Annotated in this window: 14 protein-coding genes; 5 read left to right on the top strand and 9 right to left on the bottom strand. The window is 62.8% G+C overall.

Going from position 1 to position 18,698, the window contains the following annotated elements:
• Window positions 1-6: 6 nt before the first annotated feature.
• The 3 genes from B0G77_RS29620 to B0G77_RS29630 all read left to right on the top strand — a co-directional run bounded on the left by B0G77_RS29620 (window position 7) and on the right by B0G77_RS29630 (window position 2,887).
• On the top strand, window positions 7-489 hold the full coding sequence (locus B0G77_RS29620; RefSeq protein WP_133665455.1) for a universal stress protein: 483 nt from the start codon (window positions 7-9) through the stop codon (window positions 487-489).
• 303 nt (window positions 490-792) lie between these two features.
• Window positions 793-1,449 carry a helix-turn-helix domain-containing protein gene (locus tag B0G77_RS29625; RefSeq protein WP_243751405.1) on the top strand — a complete coding sequence of 219 codons (657 nt, stop codon included), beginning with the start codon at window positions 793-795 and terminating at the stop codon, window positions 1,447-1,449.
• A 154-nt stretch (window positions 1,450-1,603) separates the two neighbouring features.
• Complete coding sequence (locus tag B0G77_RS29630; RefSeq protein ID WP_133665457.1) at window positions 1,604-2,887, top strand: SUMF1/EgtB/PvdO family nonheme iron enzyme; 1,284 nt, start codon at window positions 1,604-1,606, stop codon at window positions 2,885-2,887.
• A gap of 56 nt (window positions 2,888-2,943) precedes the next feature.
• On the opposite strand, the gene B0G77_RS29635 is transcribed toward B0G77_RS29630, so the two are convergent.
• From B0G77_RS29635 to B0G77_RS29655, 5 genes are all read right to left on the bottom strand, one after another.
• Window positions 2,944-4,911 carry a sigma-54-dependent Fis family transcriptional regulator gene (locus tag B0G77_RS29635; protein ID WP_208116522.1) on the bottom strand — a complete coding sequence of 656 codons (1,968 nt, stop codon included), beginning with the start codon at window positions 4,909-4,911 and terminating at the stop codon, window positions 2,944-2,946.
• 397 nt (window positions 4,912-5,308) lie between these two features.
• The gene (locus B0G77_RS29640; RefSeq protein ID WP_133665458.1) at window positions 5,309-5,815 is read right to left on the bottom strand and encodes an acetone carboxylase subunit gamma; all 507 of its coding nucleotides are present in this window, start codon (window positions 5,813-5,815) and stop codon (window positions 5,309-5,311) included.
• Between the two features lie 43 nt (window positions 5,816-5,858).
• Window positions 5,859-8,183 (bottom strand): hydantoinase B/oxoprolinase family protein, encoded by a 2,325-nt coding sequence (locus B0G77_RS29645; protein ID WP_133665459.1) that lies wholly within the window; start codon window positions 8,181-8,183, stop codon window positions 5,859-5,861.
• Window positions 8,184-8,193: 10 nt separating this feature from the next.
• Window positions 8,194-10,341, bottom strand: coding sequence for a hydantoinase/oxoprolinase family protein (locus tag B0G77_RS29650; protein WP_133665460.1), 2,148 nt, complete (start codon window positions 10,339-10,341; stop codon window positions 8,194-8,196).
• Window positions 10,342-10,642: 301 nt separating this feature from the next.
• Entirely contained in the window at window positions 10,643-12,667 is a 2,025-nt protein-coding gene (locus B0G77_RS29655) for a sigma-54-dependent Fis family transcriptional regulator (protein ID WP_243751266.1), read from the bottom strand.
• Between the two features lie 301 nt (window positions 12,668-12,968).
• Between B0G77_RS29655 and B0G77_RS44710 the strand changes: the two genes are divergently transcribed.
• Window positions 12,969-13,202, top strand: a complete 234-nt coding sequence (locus B0G77_RS44710; RefSeq protein WP_133665461.1) for a hypothetical protein — start codon at window positions 12,969-12,971, stop codon at window positions 13,200-13,202.
• Between the two features lie 102 nt (window positions 13,203-13,304).
• On the opposite strand, the gene B0G77_RS29665 is transcribed toward B0G77_RS44710, so the two are convergent.
• Genes B0G77_RS29665 through B0G77_RS29680 form a run of 4 tightly spaced genes read right to left on the bottom strand, consistent with a single transcriptional unit; the run spans window position 13,305 to window position 17,445 of the window.
• Window positions 13,305-13,958 (bottom strand): DUF2894 domain-containing protein, encoded by a 654-nt coding sequence (locus tag B0G77_RS29665; protein WP_133665462.1) that lies wholly within the window; start codon window positions 13,956-13,958, stop codon window positions 13,305-13,307.
• Window positions 13,951-14,598, bottom strand: coding sequence for an OmpA family protein (locus B0G77_RS29670; protein ID WP_133665463.1), 648 nt, complete (start codon window positions 14,596-14,598; stop codon window positions 13,951-13,953). Before B0G77_RS29670 ends, B0G77_RS29665 begins: the two co-directional genes overlap by 8 nt.
• Window positions 14,595-16,691, bottom strand: a complete 2,097-nt coding sequence (locus B0G77_RS29675) for a DUF802 domain-containing protein (RefSeq protein WP_133666933.1) — start codon at window positions 16,689-16,691, stop codon at window positions 14,595-14,597. The genes B0G77_RS29670 and B0G77_RS29675 overlap by 4 nt, the downstream gene beginning before the upstream one ends.
• A 10-nt stretch (window positions 16,692-16,701) precedes the next feature.
• Entirely contained in the window at window positions 16,702-17,445 is a 744-nt protein-coding gene (locus B0G77_RS29680) for a DUF3348 domain-containing protein (protein ID WP_133665464.1), read from the bottom strand.
• Window positions 17,446-17,822: 377 nt separating this feature from the next.
• Between B0G77_RS29680 and B0G77_RS29685 the strand changes: the two genes are divergently transcribed.
• A complete protein-coding gene (locus B0G77_RS29685; RefSeq protein WP_133665465.1) occupies window positions 17,823-18,656 on the top strand; it encodes an amidohydrolase family protein in 834 nt (277 codons plus the stop codon).
• Window positions 18,657-18,698 lie beyond the last annotated feature (42 nt).

An 18,698-nucleotide genomic window follows, 5' to 3' on the forward strand; every position in this document is an offset into this window, starting at 1 on the left:
GGTCTCATGTACACACGTATTCTGGTAGCAGTCGACGGCAGCGAAACGTCGCGCCGCGCCTTCAATGCCGCACTCGACCTCGCCGTGTCGAATGGCGCGGTGCTGGAGGCGTTTTACGCCGTGGAAAACACACCGATGTACTTCGAGGCGCCGGGCTACGATCCGTCGATCCTGCGTAACCGACTGGTCGAGCAGGGCAAGGAACTGGGCGCCGAGCTGGCCCAGGCGATGCGCGAGAAGGGCATAGAGGGCGATCTGGTAACCGGCGAAGCCTCTTCACTCGACGACGTTTCAGTTCTGGTTCTGAACGCTGCGGACGCATTCAAGGCCGATCTGCTCGTGATGGGCACACACGGCCGGCGTGGCTTCCAGCGTCTGATTCTTGGCAGTGTCGCCGAGCGCGTCGTACGGCAGGCGACCTTGCCGGTGCTGCTCGTGCCTTCGGCAGCCGGCCGGGAGCGGCCCGCGGAGAAAATCGGCGGCGTCTAGCCTGCCCCGCCGCCGCAGTGGCCCGGCGTTGCACGGCGAGACGGTCGTACACCCTCGCCCAGGGATGCACCCCCGCGGGGTGCGGAAAACCATGACGCCGCTCAACGTCGCGCGCTGCGTATCGACGCGTCGTTTTGTCGCGAAGGGCCGCGCCGGGCGGGTGGGACAATCAGGGGCACCATCACTCGACCGGTTCCGATCATGCTCACTGCAACCTTTCCGCCGCCCACCGCGAACCGGCCTCGCCGCGCCGCCCGTCCGGTTCGCGCGGCACGCGATGCTGCTCACTGTTCGACCTGTGCAATGCGGCACCTCTGCATGCCGCAGGGCATCGAGGCGAGCGACGTGCCGAAGCTCGAAGCGCTGATCTGCACGGCGCGCACGATCCGCCGCGGCGAAGCGCTCTATCGCGGCGGCGATCCGTTCGACAACCTCTACGCGGTGCGCTCCGGGTCGCTGAAGACGTCGATGGCACATCGGGACGGGCGCGAACAGGTGACGGGCCTGCGCATCGCGGGCGAAGCGCTCGGCCTCGACGGCATCGGCGAAGGGGTGCACGCGTGCAGCGCGGTTGCGCTGGAGGATAGCTCGGTGTGCATCGTGCCTTACGGTGCGCTCAAGCGTATGTGTCGGGAAATCGGCTCGATGCAGGACCGGTTTCACAAGCTGATGGGCGAACAGATCGTCCGCGAGGCGGGGCAGATGATGGTCCTGGGATCGCTCAGCGCTGACGAACGCGTCGCCGCGTTTCTGCTCGATGTGTCCGGACGCAATGCGCAGCGCGGATATTCGTCAAACGAATTCAACCTGCGGATGACGCGCGAAGACATGGGCAGCTACCTCGGCTTGACCCTCGAAACGGTCAGCCGGACGCTGTCGAGATTTCAAAAGCGCGGCCTGATCGGCACCCAGGGCAAGTTCATCCGCATCGTCGATTTCGAAGGTCTTCAGCACCTGTAAGTCGGCTCCGGCGCCGCTTCGTTGCCGCTTCGTTGCCGCTTCGTTGCCGCTTCGTTGCCGCTTCGCCGCGGCGCAGGGAGTCTCGATTCGCCTTGGCATGTGTTCTGCGCGCAGGTACAGTTTCAGACTGACCTCCTCAAGGAGACCCGGCGCAATGAATCGCGAACCCGCCGTCCAGCATCCGCTTGTCCATCGCCTTATCGAAGCGCGCCGCGTCAGCGATGCACTCTTCGCCGTCGTCAAACCCGAATTCCTCTACGAACGGCCGATCCGCGAGCGTCACCGCATCGTGTTCTACATCGGACATCTCGAAGCCTTTGACCGCAATCTTCTGGATCAGCGGTTGTTCGATCTGCCCGCCTTCAGTCCGCCACTCGATCAGCTGTTTGCATTCGGCATCGATCCTGTCGACGGTGGCTTCCCTACTGACGAGCCCGGCGACTGGCCATCGCTCGACGCCGTCCGCGACTACGCCGCTCGCGCCCGCGCGCAGATCGATCAACACCTCGCTTCATTCGAACTCGCGCATGAGGGCATGCGGACAGGGTCTGCAGAGCAACTGCTGCATGTCGCAATCGAGCACCGCCTGATGCATGCGGAGACGCTTGCGTACATGCTGCATCAACTGCCGCTTGCACAGAAAATCGCGCCGGAAATTTCAGACGCGACGACCGATCCGGTTCACGTGATCGCCGACTCGATGGTCCATGTGCCGGCCGGTTCGACGATGCTCGGTATGCCAAGGGAAGATGGCGAGTTTGGCTGGGACAACGAGTTTGGCGAGGAGCGCGTGGACGTGCCCGCGTTCGAAATCGACCGGCATATGGTGAGCAACGGCGCGTACCGGGCGTTCATCGACGCGGGCGGCTATCGCGAGCGCTCGTTCTGGACGGACAAGGACTGGGCGTGGAAGGAAGCCGAACACATCGAACATCCTGCGGGTTGGTCACAGCGGGATGGCGTGTGGATGCTACGCACGATGTTCGACGAGATCCCGTTGCCAGCCAACTGGCCGGTATATGTGAGCCACGCTGAAGCCAGCGCGTACGCGCGCTGGGTAGGCAAGTCGCTGCCGACTGAAGCGCAGTGGCAACGCGCTTCGCACGGCGCGCCGCACGCGAGTTCAGGCAATTTCGATTTCCGCCGCTGGGATCCACAGGCTGTGGATTGTCATCCGGACAACGTGAGCGCGTTCGGCGTCGAAGGTCAGTTCGGCAATGGCTGGGAATGGACGTCAACCCTGTTCGACGCGCTGCCAGGCTTCGAAGCGTTTCCGTTTTATCTGGGCTACTCGGCCAACTTCTTCGATGGACAACATTACGTGCTCAAGGGCGGTTCGGCGCGTACTGCGGCATGCATGTTGCGGCCGACGTTCCGCAACTGGTTTCAGCCGCGATATCAATATGTGTATGCGGGGTTTCGTTGTGTGCGTGGTTGACGAAGCCAGGAAGCAGACGCACATCTCCCAATAGTCAGGTTCAATGGCCGGACCTCCTAACGTCCCTGGTCCCGGATTTCAACCAGCGTTCGATCCAGGCCATATTTCCTGAGCTTCTGGTACAGCGTGCTCTTCGCAATACCCAGGTGCCTTGCCGCCGAGGTCAGGTTCCCGCGAGAGATGGCGATCGCGCTGCGAATCGCTCCCTGCTCCGACGCTTCCATCATGCCCCGGCCGTCGCGGGAAAAAGGATCGTCGCATCCGGCGGGAATCGGCTCGTCGCCCGCGCGCAACTCCGGTGGTAGATCAGCGAGCGTAAGGACCTCTGAGCCTGCCGTAAGAAGCATACTTTCCACCACGTTATGAAGCTCCCGGACGTTCCCCGGCCATGAATACGCGCAGAGCGCCGCCACCACTTCGTCATCCACCGCCGGGCTTGCCCTGCCAAGCTCCGTTGCAAACTTCTGGACCAGATATTCCGTGAGGCGGCGAATGTCCCCCGGCCGGTCGCGCAGCGGCGGGATACGGATACTGGTCACAGCGACGCGATAGAAGAAGTCCATTCGAAAGCGCCCTTCTGAGACCTCCTTTCTCAAGTCGCGATTGGTCGCCGCAACGAGACGAAAGGTCACCTTCCTCGGGACGTTTTCGCCGAGCCGATAGATCTCCCCCTGTTCCAGCACGCGCAGGAAATGCGGCTGCAGATCTACAGGCATTTCGCCGATCTCGTCGAGAAACAAGGTCCCGCCATTGGCTGCTTCGATCTTGCCAAGCGCGCCCCCTCGGCGTGCACCGGTGAAGGCGCCATCACCATAGCCGAATAGTTCGCTGGCGAGTAGTTCGCGTGACAGGCCGCCGCAGTTGAGCGCAATAAAAGGCCCCTCCTTCGCCTGGCTCGCGTGGTGGATTCCCTTGGCAAACAATTCTTTACCCACGCCAGTCTCGCCGAGCAACACAACTGGCGCACGTGAACGTGCGATCTGCCGGGCCTTGTCCACGGCATCGAGCAACGCCGGCGCTTCGCCCTGGATGCGTTCGAAGCCGGCCGTCGATCCACCTTCGGCGACGCAACCAGATGCATTGCTGACCCTGCGCGCAGAGCTGTGACGTTGCGCGAACGGCACGATCAGCAAGCTACCGATGGGCCTGCCATCGTCGATCACCGGCTCGATCCATTCAGGCTGGATCCAGTGGGGGAGATCCGTAGGTGTCACACTGGTGAGCGCAGAATCGGTGGCGAGCGCCGGGATCCGACGAGGCCGTGCAAGCGAAAGATCACCGCCGGCTGCCGCGATCGCGGCTTCGGCATGCTCATTGACCTTGATCGGATAGCCGCCATGGTCGAACACCACGGCGCCGTCGGACGCAAGCATCGCGAGGCGCGTCATGCAGCGATCCAGCAGCCGATAGCGAAGCTCCATAGTCCGCGCAGCAAGACGGCTCTCGATCCGGCTGGCTGCCGTGACGACCAGCGCCAGGCTGTGTCGATTGTAGGATTCGGACAGGCCGGACACGTCGATGACGCCGATAATCGTACCGTCGCGCGGGTCGCGGATCGCATTGGCCGAGCAGGTCCAGCGCTTGATGCCGGCGCAGAAGTGTTCGGCAGAATGGATCTGCACGGGCTGGCCGACCTCGATCGCCGTGCCGATCGCATTGGTGCCACAGATCATCTCGTTCCAGGACGCGCCGGGCAGGAGCTGAATCCCGTGCGCGGAAGCAATGGTAGCGGGATCGCCTTCGAGATTCAGGATGGTGCCGGCCGGCTCGGCAAGCGCCATGACCGTTTCGGTTTGCGCAAGAAAGTCGCGTGCATGCGCCATCACCGGAGCACTCGCCTCGATCAGATCGCGGTGACTGCGTTGCAACGAATACAGAAGATGCTCATCCAGCGGCGGTGGCGCGTGGCCCAGCGTGGGATCCACCTGCCAATCGAGGCAGCGCTGCCACGATGTGTCAACGAGGTGCCGCACGACACTGTGCGGCGCTTCTCCGCCGGTCAGGAACCGTTCCCAGGCAGCCATGACGAACGCTTCGTCGCCAGGGTTCGAGAACATCTGCGTGGCATCCGGCATATCCATTACCTGTCTCCTTCTTGCCGCCTTATACCGCACCGCAACATGGCGGATGCAGCTGGCTCGTGGGAGAAGAGGGGCAAGATCGATGCCACCGCGAGAACGCCTCAGGAGGAAGCTCAGCGCACCATCGAACGTTTGATTTTCGGACGATGGCCGCACGGGCTGCGTTCGATTTTCGAACGGTTCAAATGAACGGCTCGCCGGCGCGGACAGCCCGCTCGTTGCGGCGCATCAAACGACGTGCAGGGCTGTGACAAAGCCGCACTGGGGCGGCGTCAATCGATGGATTAGCGCCGCCCGCGGGGAGAACCGGGCGCGAGACAACTGCGCCCTGAGCCATGCGCTAGTCAGCGCGCTCGGGAACCGGCAACTGCAGCCAGTCCTTGTAGAACGCCTCGATGTCCGGCTCGAAATCGTGAATCACCGGATACCACGGCGTCGGTGCTTCGACGTCGTGCATGGTTGCGCAACTCGGACAGTAATACTCGCGGTAGACCTGCCACTGGGTGTCGGGCGCCATGAGCTTCGGATAGACCTCGAGCATGGCCTCCTCCGTGTCGCGCACATAGACGTTGGCATACAGTTTCCAGTTTTCGCGGTAGTCGCAGAACTCATGGCCGCAGTCGCATTTGACCAGCCAGTGTTTGCTTTTCGCGGCCTGCACGATATGCAGGTGCGGTCCAAGCGGCAAGACAATCCTGTCGGGCCACGAGACTTTCCCTTGCAACACTTCGAGATACTGGCTAAAGCGCTCATGATCCTTCGGCATGGACAACATGCGTACGGTCGTATCCCAGTCGAGTCGTCCATCGACCAGATTGCCGACCTGTTCTTTCGTGTAAGCAGACATTTCGCTACTCCTTGATTCGCTTCGATATCGATATCGGGACGGATTACTCTTCGACCTGAACCACGGTGGTCACGTCGGGCAGCAACGAAAGATCCATCCTGTACTTCGAGCCATAGGACGGCACGTCCAGTTCTGCCTCGGTCATGTTCCAGTCGGCAGGCAGATCCCAGAACTTCCGGAAGTCGTTGAGGAATTTCTGCGACAACCCGAAGCTGGTCGCGAACATGTGACGCACCGGGCGCGACGCATGTTTGGTGAGGACGCGTTCACGCTCTTCCTTCATCCATTCCCGCGTCGGCAATGAGCGGGCAAGCCGCTCCTTGCGGATTTCGCCACGGCGCTTCAGGGTCTGTTGCGCATCGACCGTCCAGATCCCCGTTGTGTCCTGCGCCAACACCGCGCCATATACCTTCTCGGCGAACTCCGGGAGCAGAAACCCGTGGTTGAGATCCTTTGCAATGGCTTCTGTTTCCCGATCGAGCGGATCACCAAAGCCCGGACCTCCGCGCAGGTAATTGAGGTACAGGTCATGGTTTTCGTAGCAATCCTCCGTCGTCATGCATTGCTTGTCGCGCTTGACCCTGGAAGTCGCATCGATGTGCCGCTCGTAGTCCGGCGCGTCAGGATTCGTGTCGCCGCCGAGCGGCAGCGAGAGCCCCTGCGCGATGCGCTCTTTCAGGCCCGTTTTGTGCGCTTCGAACCGGTAGCCGGTGGCAGACGGATAGCCGCCCATGAACCCCCAGTCGCTGTTCATGTAACCATTGCCCATGAAGAACATGGTCCAGTCCTGGGCCTTCCAGACCATGCGCAGCGTTTCGAAACCACACCCGCCGCGGTACTTGCCATAGCCACCGGAATTGGCTTTGACGTTGCGCCCGAGATAGAGCAACGGTTCTGCCATCTCCCAGATCTCAATGTCGCCCATGTCGCCTTCCGGGTTCCAGATCGCCGCGGCGTGATTGAGACCGTCCTTGATGGCACCGGCGCCCGTGCCGCAGGACGAGGCCTCGAAGCTGTTGACCGCGTGCACCTCGCCGTCCTGGTTGATGCCCCCGCCTTGCAACCAGTTCGATGTATTGGCATTGCCCGCGTTGACTTCTTCCAGATAGCCGCGGCTGAAGTACGCCTGGCCCAGCCCCCGCCACATGGCGCTCCACCCCGATACCAGAAAGTGCCATGCATAGGCGTGCCCGGTTCGGCGATCGTCCGGATTCATCCATGTGCCCTTGGGCAAGCGGAACTCCGTGCCGAAGTAGGCGCCGTCGTTGATGCGCTGGGTCGGCACCAGGGTCTGGGTCATCATGACCCAGATGCCGCTCGTAAAGGCGACGTGGTGGGCGTTATAGGTGTGCCATCCCCAGCGGCTCGCGCCTTCGAAATCCAGTCGCCATGTAGCGTCGGGCCGGATCGTCATTTCCACCGGCGAGTGCATGATGGTGTCGATCTTTGCAAAGGCCGAGGGCGTCTGGATATCCTCGTGCGCATAGGGCACATCGACAAAGGCGACCTTGCGGTACTTGCCGGGCAGCGTCATCGCCTTGATGCGGCTTTGCAACCCGCGACGGCCCTCTTCGATGACCTCGTAGCTGAACTTCTCGTAGGCTTCAAAGCCCTCGGTGGCGATGATCTCTTCCACCATGTCGCGGATCATGTGGCAACCCGCGATCCGCGTGCGCTCGTCCAGGATCCAGTACTTCGGCGTGCGCACCGAGCGCTGGCTTTCATGCAGCCAGTCGCGCAGCGGCTGGTCGTTCACGCCAGTCTTGCGGCAGGTGATCTGGTAGCCGTCGCCGAAGCGCTGGACCTGGCCCGTCGACATGGAGCCCGGCGTCACCGCGCCGGTGTCGATCACGTGCGTCACGCCGCCCACCCAGCCGATGAGCTTGCCGGCCCAGAAGATCGGCACGATCGTCGCAATGTCGCAAGGATGGACATTGCCGATCGAGCAGTCGTTATTGGTGAACATGTCCCCCGGATTGATGCCCGGATTGTCCTCCCAATTGTTCTCGATCATGTACTTGATCGCGGCGCCCATCGTGCCGACGTGAATGATGATGCCGGTCGAGGTCAGCACGCAGTCGCCGACCGCGTTATACAGCGTGAAGCACAGTTCCCCTTCCTGCTCGACGATAGGCGACGCCGCAATCTTCTTCGCGGTTTCGCGAGCGTGCACCAGACCGCCGCGGATCTTGGAGAACAGCTTCTCGTAGCCGATCGGATCCTTCTCGCGCAACTCGAGCCGGGCGAGCCCGTTGTAATGACCCGTTTTGCTGGTGCGCTCCATGATCTCGGCGCGGAACGCTTTCAGGGTCTTGCCGTCGGCAAGCAGATCGGCCTGCCCCACTTCCCTGGATGACATGAGGTTCATTTTCGTCTCCTTACTTCACTTCTTGCAGATGGAACAGACGGTGCTTGTCGAGCGTGGTTTCGAAGCCATCGGGCACGACGAAGGTGGTGGATGCAGACTCGATGATGGCCGGCCCCACGATGTGGTTACCCGCCATGAGCGACTCCATCTGCCAGATGTCGGCTTCGACCCACGTCTTGTGCCGATAGAACGGGCGCTTGCCCAGATACGCAGATTTGGGAGGTGTTTCCCCAGCCTCCGGATCCTCCGGCAGCACCGGCTTCTGTGTGGCGACAAGGCCGCGCATGATGGCGCCGGTAGCGCTGAAGCCCAGCTCCGGTGAGCGGGCAGAACTCGCATACACCCTCGAGTAGGTTTCCTCGAACGCGTCGGTGATCTTTTTCCAGTCCGCGGGGGTGGTCGCGGAGCTGATCGGCGAGGTGATCTCGAGGTCGTTCAGTTGTCCCATGTACTGCATCCGGTAACCGGGCAGCAGGGTGATGTCTTCCAGCTTGAAGCCGTTGATGACGAACTCATCGACGACCTTGTCGGCCAGTTCCTTCCACGCTTCCTGGATGACCGAGCAAGCCGCCGCTTTCTGTTCGTCGGGCGCGTCCGGTGCGACCGCGATATCCACGCTCTTGTCGTAGCGGTACTCGAAGTCGGCGCAGGCGCAACCGAACGCGGAAAATCCGGCTGCCCATGCCGGGACGATCACGTCCTTGAAGCCGAGACCTTCCGTATATCCGTAGGTATGCACCGGCCCTGCGCCGCCGTACGAGAAGCACACAAAGTCTGTGGGGTTGTAGCCCTTCGCACTGATGTTGGCGCGCAGGTACTCGTGCAGACTGAGATCGAGCAGTTCGATCACGCCCGCCGCGGCGTCTTCCACGGAGAGGCCAAGCGGATCGGCGATCTGGGCCTTGATGTGTTGCCGTGCGCGTTCGACGTCGAGCTTGATGGCGCCGCCGAGAAAGTTGTGGGGGTTGAGATAACCCAGCACCACATGGCAATCGGACACCGACACCGTATCAAGCCCGCTTTCGGGCCAGCACGTGCCGACGCGATAGCCCGCGCTGTCCGGCCCGAGCTTGATGGAACCGCTATAGGGATCGAGCCGTACAAAACTGCCAGCACCCGCGCCTACCGAATCCATCGCCACCAGTGGCAGCGACAGCACGAGCCGGGCCATGTCCGGATCGGACGCGATCGCAAAGTTGCCCTTGGTGATCAGCGCCATGTCGAAACTGGTGCCGCCAATATCGCTGCATGCGATGTTCTCGTAGCCTAGTCTTTCGCCGAGCAGCCGCGAGCCGATGACGCCCCCGATCGGACCGGAGACAATCGTGCGTGCGAGTTCCTTGGCCTTCCAGCTGATCGTCCCACCGTGCGTGGCCATCACCCGCAGATCAAACCTGGCACCGTGCTTCCTGAAGCGGTCGCTGACCTTCCGCAGCGTCTGCCGTGACGGTTCAGCCGCGTACGCTTCGAGAATGGTCGTATTCGTGCGATGGCTTTCCTTGCGCGACGGGTAGTAGTCGACTGATGCAAAGACCGGGATGTCCGAGCCGATTTTCTTTAGTTCGTCACGACAGACATCGCGAGCGCGTTTTTCACTCGACTCATTCTTGTGCGACTGCAGCAGACAAATGGCAATCGCCTTCGATCCGGCGGTCACGAGTTCCCGTGTTGCCTTGCGCACTTCATCTTCGCGCAGGGGGATGACAATCTCACCCTGAACATCGGTGCGTTCCGTCACGCCGCGGGTGCGCGAAAGCGGGACCAGCGGTTCGTCGTAGCGGTGGGTGTTGAGGTGGATGCGTTCTTCCAGCGCGTAGCCGAGATAACTCTGGATGGCCCGCCCCATCGAGTGAATCTGTTCGAAGCCTCGATTGCAGATCAGTCCCACCTCCAGGCCCTTGCGCTGAACGACGCGATTGAGCATCGCCGTTCCGGAATAGACGCAGGTCACCAGTTCCGGATAGACCTCGTCCACTTCGCGCGCCCACTGCGTCAGCGCATCTTTGGACGACTCCAGGATCGCCAACGACTCGTCTGCGGGATTGCTTTGGGCTTTACCAACCACGAACCGGCCATCCGAGCGCACGAAAAAGGTATCGGTCATCGTGCCGCCGGCATCGATGCCCAGTACCTGGACGTGTGAAAGTTGCTGTTCCATTAGTGTCTCCAGCTCTCCTTGATTGAACATCGCCTCAACGGGGAGGCGCGATGCGAAGCGAATGTTGCGATTCGCTTCGGAAGAACTAAAGGCAAGGGATATGCCACTGAGTGCCGAATCGGCGGCTTACCGGCAAACTACTGAATGGATTGGCTTTTCGGGAAACTACCGGCGCGCTCACAGTGAACGGGAGGTTCGCGCAACGACCGGTTCCCGAACGGTCAGCCGTTTGGAGAGCGGAATTCGAACGCAGGTCTGGCGGGGGGCGTGACGTGCGGGAAATCGACCAGGTTCAACGTTGCTAGCTGACACGCCGGGTGATCCCAAGGTCGTGCGCAAGCGCGTACTTCCTGATCTTCTGATAGAGCGTGCTTTTCGCTATGCCAAGCTGCGCAGCCGCCTGGGTCAGGTTGCCCTGACTTTGCTGGATCGCAAAACGAATGGACTCTGCTTCTGCCATTTCCAGCGACCGGACCTTTTGGCGCGCCAGTGCGGACAGCCCAGAGGACGCCGTATCTCGAACGCCCCCGGGGGAAACGGCCAGGGCGCCGATTTCTGGCGGCAGCTCGGCGACTGTAATGATTCCGTCGCGGGCCATGAGTACCGCGCCCTCGATCGCATTTCGCATCTCGCGGACGTTACCGGGCCAGGTGTAGTTCAGCAGGCATTCATACGCCACGTCGTCGAAGACGGCATGGCTTACGCCATACCGGTCGCGCGAGACACGCAGCCAGTGCTCGATCATCTCGGGCAAATCCGTCTTGCGTTCGCGCAGTGGCGGTATCGAGATGTTCGTGACGGCCAGCCGGTAATACAGATCCATGCGGAATTTGCCGTCAGCGACGTCCGCACGCAGGTCGCGATGCGTAGCGGCGATCAGGCGCAAGCTGACCTTGCGAGGCGCATTCTCGCCCAACCGGTAGATCTCCTCTTCTTCCAGCACGCGCAGCAAATGCGGCTGGATGTCGAGTGGCATTTCGCCGATCTCGTCGAGGAACAGCGTACCGTGATTCGCCGCTTCGATTTTCCCTGTCATGCCTGACCTGCGTGCGCCGGTAAACGCGCCTTCGGCATAACCAAACAGCTCACTGCTCAACAGATCGCGGGACAAGCCACCGCAGTTCAGCGCGACGAAGGGACCGTCTGCCCTCGAGCTGGCCTGGTGAATGCCTTGCGCGAACAACTCCTTGCCAACGCCGGTTTCGCCGAGGAGCAGTACCGGGACCGAGGCTTTGGCCAGTTGCTGCGCCTTCTGGATAGCCGTCCGCAGTGCAGGGCTCGTGCCGACAATGCGAGAGAACGCCGCGGCAGGCGTGGGCCCGGCGACCGGCATCGCGTCAGACAACGAAGCGGCGCGCCGACTGGCAGCCGGCGCAATCAGCATGAAGCCGAGCGTGTCGACGCCTTCTGTGACGCGTTCAATTCGCGCGAGGCGCAACCATGCCGGTGATTGCGGCGACATGGAGCCACCGGCAATCCTGGCGATGTCCGGGATCGGAAAAGCGTTGTCCAGTGCGCCTGATACGCCAAGCCGCGCAAAGGCGGCTGACGCCTGCGGGTTGGCTCTGACGAGACGTCCGGACTCGTCCACCACGACGACGCCGTCCGTACGACCGGAGCAGTAAGCCATGCAACGCTCCATCAAGCGCAGACGGCGCTCCATTGCGAACTTCCCGAGCCGGCTCTCGATACGCCCGGCCATCGAGACGATAAACGCCAGGCTATGCTGGCTGTAGGTTTGCGCCAGCCCCGAGACATCGAGTACGCCGAGTACGGTGCCGTCGAGCGGATCGCGGATCACCGTAGCAGAGCATGTCCACTGCTTGATACCCGCGCAGAAATGTTCCGAACCATGGATCTGGACCGGTTGCTGCAAAGCGAGGGCGGTGCCGATCGCGTTGGTGCCACAACTGAGTTCGGTCCAGTTACAACCAGGTATCAACCGGACCTCGCCGGCGGGTTCAACGATGCGCGTGTCGCCGGCCATTTCGAGAATCATGCCGTCCGGATCCGCGAGCAGCAGAATGGTCCCCGTCTGCGAAAGAAACTCGCGTGTCTGCTGGATAAGCGGCACGCTGGCATGCATCAGGCGGTCGTTCCTGACGCGCAGGTCGAACAGAGCCCCTTCTTCCAGCGGTAGTGGGGCGCCTGCCGCATCGGGCGCCACCCGGCCATCGAGGCAGCGCTGCCAGGAATCGTCAACGACCCCACGCAGGGCACCAGAGGGCGGCTTGTCACCTTGAATCAAACGCTCCCACGCCGCCATGACGCTGGCGTCCCGGTCGGGACTGGAAAACCAGTCCATCGGCGTGCCTGTCTCTTTCATGCTGTCTCCGTGTGAGCACGAGTACCTCACCCGATCAGAGGGTTCGCCCCGTCTGAATTCTATGCCCGAAATACAGCACCGTCCGAAAATCGAACGCTTTGCGCAACTGGCACCCGTCCAAGCGCCATAAAGCATACAAAAATATTCATCAAATCAACGACTTGATATCACAACGGCGATGCTGGCATGACCCATGCGTTTAACTGGGCGAAGGCGAGCCGCAAGATTGTTTCCGCGCTCGGTCTCGTAGCAGAAAAGCGCTCACGATTGTGCGACAGGAAAGAGGTCGAAGGAGAAGACGATGAACACTGGTCAGAGGTCCCTGCGCTTGCTGGTCGAAAAGTGGCTGGCGCCCACTGCGGCGATGCCAGTTCACGTCACACGGTTCAGTCGCACGGGTACGAGTCAGAGACGCTATGTGTGCGTCGAAGCGTTACATTCGACCGGCCTGCTGGCGATTTTTTTCTTCAGACACAATGACGGATCGTGGTGCGTATTCCCACCCGGCACTGAACGGCCAACCATGAGAGTGTGATCGGCTTCAGGAAGTCATGACCGGTGAGCGCTCGGCACACTTCGGTGCGCAACCCACGATACGCGCGAGGGCCCCCCGCGGGGTCCACGGCGACCATTATGACTAGCGTGATTTGCCCCGAACACTCTTCCTGGCACTCCCGGCGCGAGGCGCATCTTTACCTGCCAAGGCGCCGCCGCCGTTCATCTGTTCCATCCACGACAAGGTGTCGACGTACGACAGGAACTGCTGGAGATAACCCGGCGAAAGCTCGCGCATTAGCGAGAGCGACCGATGCACGAGGCTACTCGAGTTGAGCGGACCGGCATTCCCAGGCACTTGTTCGAGCGACTGCCGCAACTGTCTCTCGGTGCTGACCTTGGACCAGGTCTCCCTGAAGTAATCGAGCACCTCCAGTTCTGGCCAGGAGGGTGGCCGGGTCACGCGGTTACCCGCCGCGGCACCGTCGCCATCCGCCGATGCATGGCTGGCAATGTAATCGATCAGTCCAGCGAGCGCTCCGCGCGCAGGCTTGCATGGCGATGCCGCGCTGCCGGCATCGGCAGCCTTGCTTGCGGCGCGCTCGAGATCGCCAGCGTAAGTCTCAAGCAGTCTGGACAGCCGGTCGTCCAGGATACGGCGCGTCTCGCCGCTGTGGCCGGCCGCCCGCCGATCCAGCGCCTCGATGAAATGAAAGCGGACGGGATCCAGGCGATCGGCGCCGCGCTCGCGCCACGCGTCGAGCATCGTCCGGGCGGGTGTCCCGCCACTACTCATGGGGCTTCACCGTTGCGGTCGACGGCCTCGGGACAGGGGCTATTTCCACACGCCGGTTTCTGGCCCGCCCCTCGTCGTCGGCATTCGAGCTCACGGGCTGCCCGGAGCCGAACGCGGCCGCAAATACCGAGGACGCGGGGATGCCGTCACCGATCAACGCACGCGTCACCGTCAACGCGCGCTGGGCCGACAGCTCCAAGTTGTCGGCAAAGCGCCGGTTACCCTCGCGCAGCAGTCGGTCATCGGTGAAGCCGCTCACCATCAGGATCTCGTCATTGGCCTGAAGGTAAGCGGACAACGGCCCGGCCAGGCTCTTCAATACTGCCCGGCCGTCGGGCTGCAATTGATCGGAGTTCGGCGCGAACAGCACGCTACCGTTGATGCCGATGCGCCCGTTGATCAGCGTCACCCGGCCCGCCGCCAGCGGCCCTGCCAGCGCCTGCTCCAGGGTCTTGCGGCGCTGCGTTTCCATCTGCCGCTGCTTGACCTCCTGCTCCAGCCTGGTCGAGAGTTCCAGCTGCACGCCGATGACGCTCACCAGGATCAGCACGAAGGCGCCGACCAGCACGGACATCAAGTCGCCGAAAACGGCCCATATCGGTGCCGTCGGCTCCACGCCGCCGTCGATTTCCTCGCTCATGCCGTTTCGGCTCCGGCGGACGCCCGCTGGCCGGCGAGCTGTTGCAGGTCTTCGACGATCTGCTTCTGCGACATCATGCTCAGGTCGATGACTTCTCTCGCCTGCGCCACGTAATAGGCAAGCTGCTCGTCACTGCGCGCGAGGGACTTGTCCAGCGCGGCTTCGATACGCTGCAGGTGGGCCACCAGATTGGTGTTCGACTCGCCGAACAACTGCACGGATAGCCCGAATGCTTCACCCAGGCTCGCCACCTCGATCGCGCTGCCGGTGACCTGTGCGGCAACGGCGCCCAGCTTCCCGGTTTCGGCCTCGACCTTGTCGGTGAAACGGGTGCCGACACGATCCAGCAGATCCGCCGACGTGGCCACGAGCGCGTCGACGGCTGAGCGCTGCTCGGTGGAGGCATGGTTCACTGCATCGAGCAGGGTTTCCAGCGTTTCCAGCAGGCGACTACGCTCCTCCAGCATCGCGGTGTCGCGGGCCATGCTGTCGGAGAGCTTCTGGCGCAGTTCGCCGACGATTTCGGCCGCGGCCCTCGGGGCTTCCGATGCGGCCTGCACGAGCCGGGAGATCTCCGCAATCGTGTCGCTGGCGTGTGCCTGCGTCTGGACCGATATATCGCGCGCGGTCCGCGCCAGCGTGTCGCAAATCTCCTGCTGCCGGCTCGCGGCGTGCACGCTCGTCGCTTCCCACTCCTTGCGGAGCGTAGCGGCCATCGAACCGAGCGTCTCGGTCCAGGCCGCCAGCCGTTGCTGGTCCTGTGATGCCAGTCCCGTCTGCAAGTCCGCATGCGACTGGCCTACGGTGCGCAGCAGCGACGCCGAGTGCTGTTCGAAGGTGGCTGCGGCCGCCGCCAGGGCGTGCTGGTTGCGGTCGGCCAGTTTTTCGTTGACATGTTCTTGCTGCGACAGCGCATGGTTCCACGCATCTGACACACTGCCCGCCGTGGCTTCCAGCCGCGCGGAGACGCCGTCCAGCAGGCCGGCAGAGCGTTGTTCGAAGGTTTCGGTGAATCGATCCAGCGAGGTGCGCAGGTGCCCGGCAAGCGCCTCGCTCGATCGTTGGTGCCCCGCCAGTGCCTGGTTCCAGATGTCCGCCACGGTCGTGGTGGTCGCCTCGAAACCGCTCGACAACCCGTCCAGATGCCGTTGCACGGCATGCGTGACGGTGTCGTGCAGCGAGGCCGTCTCGCGCGCGAGACCCGCCATCGTGGCCTCCATGACCGGCTGCAGCGCCGCACCGGCAACGCGGGCGCTTTCGGCGACGCTCTCCTTCAACGACTGCTCCACGGAGCCAGCGAGGCGCGTATAGGCGGCCTCGGCCTTGCCGTGGAAAGCGTCCTGGCTGGCGATCTGCCGCTCATTCAATGCCTGGCTCTGTTGCTCTATGGTCGCCATCATCATCTGCAGCCGATCGACCAGGGTGGGCATCACCTCCGCCTGCCGCTGCAGGAGCTTGAAGGTCTCCTCGCGCTGATGGGTCTGCGAGTAGATGCGCAACGTCGTCGCGATCTTCACGTCGAGAAGCTGCGCCGCCTGAATCCGCTCGCGACGGCACAACGCGGAAAGCAGCCCCAGCATGGCGGACGTGGCCACGCCCGCAATCGAGGTGCCGAACGCAAACCCCAGCCCCTTGACCGGTGCTGCCAGCGAAGTCCGGATAGCCTGCAAGTCCGTCGCGCTCTCCAGCGCCATGCCGGTTCCCTTCAGGGTCGCGACCATGCCAAGGAGCGTGCCCAGCATGCCCAGCAACACCAGCAAACCGACCAGATACGGTGTCAGCGCCGGCCCCGGCAAGGCAACGCGCTCACCCTCGATGCGCAGGCGCACCGTACTGCGCAGGCTGGGATGCAATTGGTCAAGCCAGGCACTCAGGCCTGGCGGTGGTTCGAACAGGCCCGCGACGGCACGCGTCAGGGTGAAAGTGGCCTGGCTGTAGCGTTGCAGTTCGAAGGCGCCCGTGAGGTAGCAGGCGCCCACCAACATCGTGACAGCCAGTGCCAGCGGGTTCGAGCCGAGGTAGCCGGCGCCGATCCAGCACACAGCGGCCAGACCTGCCAGAAAAACAACGAGATCAATACGATATCTGGACATAGTGTCCCAGTCAGCTGGTGCGAAGGGCAGCGAGCAACCCCTCGACCGGTTGTAAACGAACATCCAGTTCGGCGAGCAACACGCTCTGCATATCCTTGCGGAACACATCCAGCCACGCGCCGGACGTGACCGCTGCGGCGTCTTCCGAGGCCTGGGCGTTGGCCAGCGTCTCCTGCCCGGCCTGGCGCAAGCGCTCGAAGTGCCTGCCGAGCAACTCAGGCACGGTGGCCAGCAGAGTCCGTTCGCACGAGCCCAGCGCTCGCTCCATGACGGCATCCACCACCGCGAGCCGGGTCATGTCGGGTGTCCTGGCGGCCAGCATTCCCCGCAGACGGCCGCGTAGATTGCCGATCCCTGTCTCCATCGCCTGCTGCATGGCGAGATAGCGCTGACGAAATACCGGGTAATCGACCGGCGCATCCTTCGGGACTTCCCGGGAGGACGCTTGTGCAGGCCCGCGCCGCCTCGCGGCGGCGAACGCGCTATCGCCGACGATGGCATTCGCCAACGAGGTGCGCACACGGGCGCACTCGTTCTCTTCAGCGCTGCCGAAGGCTCGCGCGCCGGAGGCTACGGAAGGCGGATTGCCGCTCAGCGCCGTGGACAGCGCGATGGCGTCGGTCCACTCGAGCCATTGGCTCAGCCGGTCAGAGAGCGATTGCCGGGATTCGGGAACATCCACGTCCGTCAGGCGAGCAAGCAAGCGAATGAGCGCCGGGCCGCTGAAAGCTGTGCGCTGTGGTACTTGCAACATACAACCAGAGAACCAGAGTCAAAAAGTCAGCAGTTTACACGTCGACGGGGTGGGGGCTGCCATATCTTGATCTGTCACCTAACAAACGTTCAGCACACAACCCCAGGTCAGCCCCTGCCTTTACTTCCATCGCTGGGACATTCATGACGACGCTTCGCGGGTGTGGGGCCGAAGCGCGCGGGCCGCTGGCCGCCGGGCGCGGGTGTATTGCCGCTTCGCGAGTTGCTGGACGCGCTGCCTGCCGATACTGTAATGGGCGTGGAAATGCCGTTGCCATCGCTGCCCGCGGAAGACCGGCTCGAACTTGCCTGCCGTAGCGCATGCGGTCTTGTCGAAGGGGTGTGCCGGAACCGCGAACCTGCCGGAGAAACCCGCCAATGAACATCTTCGACGAAGAAAAGATCGACTGTCACAACCATATTTTCGACCCTGCGCGCTTTCCCTATCGTGCGGATACCGCGTACCGGCCATCGATGCAGGAGATCGGCACGGCTGCGCAGTTTGCCCGCGTAATGGACGCGTACGGCGTGCGGCATGCGCTGCTCGTCGGTCCGACGAGCGGCTATCGCACCGACAATCGCTGCATGCTCGACGCCATCGCGGGAGGTGGCGGTCGTTTCAGGGGAATCGCGGTGGTGGACAACGACGTCAGCCGTGCAGAACTGGCGGAGATGAAAGGTGCGGGCGTCGTCGGCGTCGCCTTCAATCCGGCGATGGAGGGCGTCGAAGCGATGAGCGATGCCGACGCGCTCTTCAACACGCTGACCGACCTCGACATGTTCGCGCAGATCCAGGTCACGGGCGATCAGCTGGTTGCGCTGGAGCCGCTGATCGAGCGGACCGTCACGCAAATACTCATCGACCACTGCGGCCGGCCCGATGTCGCGGCTGGCATGAACCAGCCCGGTTTCCGGGCACTGCTGCGCCTCGCCGAAACCGGTCGCACCGTCGTCAAGATTTCCGGGATGCAGAAATTCTCCCGACTGGATCATCCCTACGAGGACGCACAGATCTTCGCGCGAGAAATCCTCCGCTTTTTCGGACCCGACCAGTGTGTATGGGGTTCGGACTGGCCGTTTCTGCGCTCGCCCGTGCGGCTGGACTATGGGCCGCTGCTGATGCTCTTCGGACAGCTGGTTCCAGATTCCGACGCGCGTCGACGCGTGCTGTGGAACACCCCGCGCAGGCTGTTCGGGTTTGGAGTGGCTTGAACGCGACCCGCGGTTGTCGGTACCCTATGGGTCACCCTGATG

Origin of the sequence: Paraburkholderia sp. BL10I2N1 (assembly GCF_004361815.1) — a bacterium.
In the GTDB taxonomy this organism is placed as follows: domain Bacteria; phylum Pseudomonadota; class Gammaproteobacteria; order Burkholderiales; family Burkholderiaceae; genus Paraburkholderia.

What these genes read in the sequence shown, in the direction of transcription:
- B0G77_RS29620 (WP_133665455.1), top strand. Translation starts at nt 7, where the DNA reads ATGTACACACGTATTCTGGTAGCAGTCGACGGCAGCGAAACGTCGCGC.
- B0G77_RS29625 (WP_243751405.1), top strand. Translation starts at nt 793, where the DNA reads ATGCGGCACCTCTGCATGCCGCAGGGCATCGAGGCGAGCGACGTGCCG.
- B0G77_RS29630 (WP_133665457.1), top strand. Translation starts at nt 1,604, where the DNA reads ATGAATCGCGAACCCGCCGTCCAGCATCCGCTTGTCCATCGCCTTATC.
- B0G77_RS29635 (WP_208116522.1), bottom strand. Translation starts at nt 4,911, where the DNA reads ATGGCTGCCTGGGAACGGTTCCTGACCGGCGGAGAAGCGCCGCACAGT.
- B0G77_RS29640 (WP_133665458.1), bottom strand. Translation starts at nt 5,815, where the DNA reads ATGTCTGCTTACACGAAAGAACAGGTCGGCAATCTGGTCGATGGACGA.
- B0G77_RS29645 (WP_133665459.1), bottom strand. Translation starts at nt 8,183, where the DNA reads ATGAACCTCATGTCATCCAGGGAAGTGGGGCAGGCCGATCTGCTTGCC.
- B0G77_RS29650 (WP_133665460.1), bottom strand. Translation starts at nt 10,341, where the DNA reads ATGGAACAGCAACTTTCACACGTCCAGGTACTGGGCATCGATGCCGGC.
- B0G77_RS29655 (WP_243751266.1), bottom strand. Translation starts at nt 12,667, where the DNA reads ATGAAAGAGACAGGCACGCCGATGGACTGGTTTTCCAGTCCCGACCGG.
- B0G77_RS44710 (WP_133665461.1), top strand. Translation starts at nt 12,969, where the DNA reads ATGAACACTGGTCAGAGGTCCCTGCGCTTGCTGGTCGAAAAGTGGCTG.
- B0G77_RS29665 (WP_133665462.1), bottom strand. Translation starts at nt 13,958, where the DNA reads ATGAGTAGTGGCGGGACACCCGCCCGGACGATGCTCGACGCGTGGCGC.
- B0G77_RS29670 (WP_133665463.1), bottom strand. Translation starts at nt 14,598, where the DNA reads ATGAGCGAGGAAATCGACGGCGGCGTGGAGCCGACGGCACCGATATGG.
- B0G77_RS29675 (WP_133666933.1), bottom strand. Translation starts at nt 16,691, where the DNA reads ATGTCCAGATATCGTATTGATCTCGTTGTTTTTCTGGCAGGTCTGGCC.
- B0G77_RS29680 (WP_133665464.1), bottom strand. Translation starts at nt 17,445, where the DNA reads ATGTTGCAAGTACCACAGCGCACAGCTTTCAGCGGCCCGGCGCTCATT.
- B0G77_RS29685 (WP_133665465.1), top strand. Translation starts at nt 17,823, where the DNA reads ATGAACATCTTCGACGAAGAAAAGATCGACTGTCACAACCATATTTTC.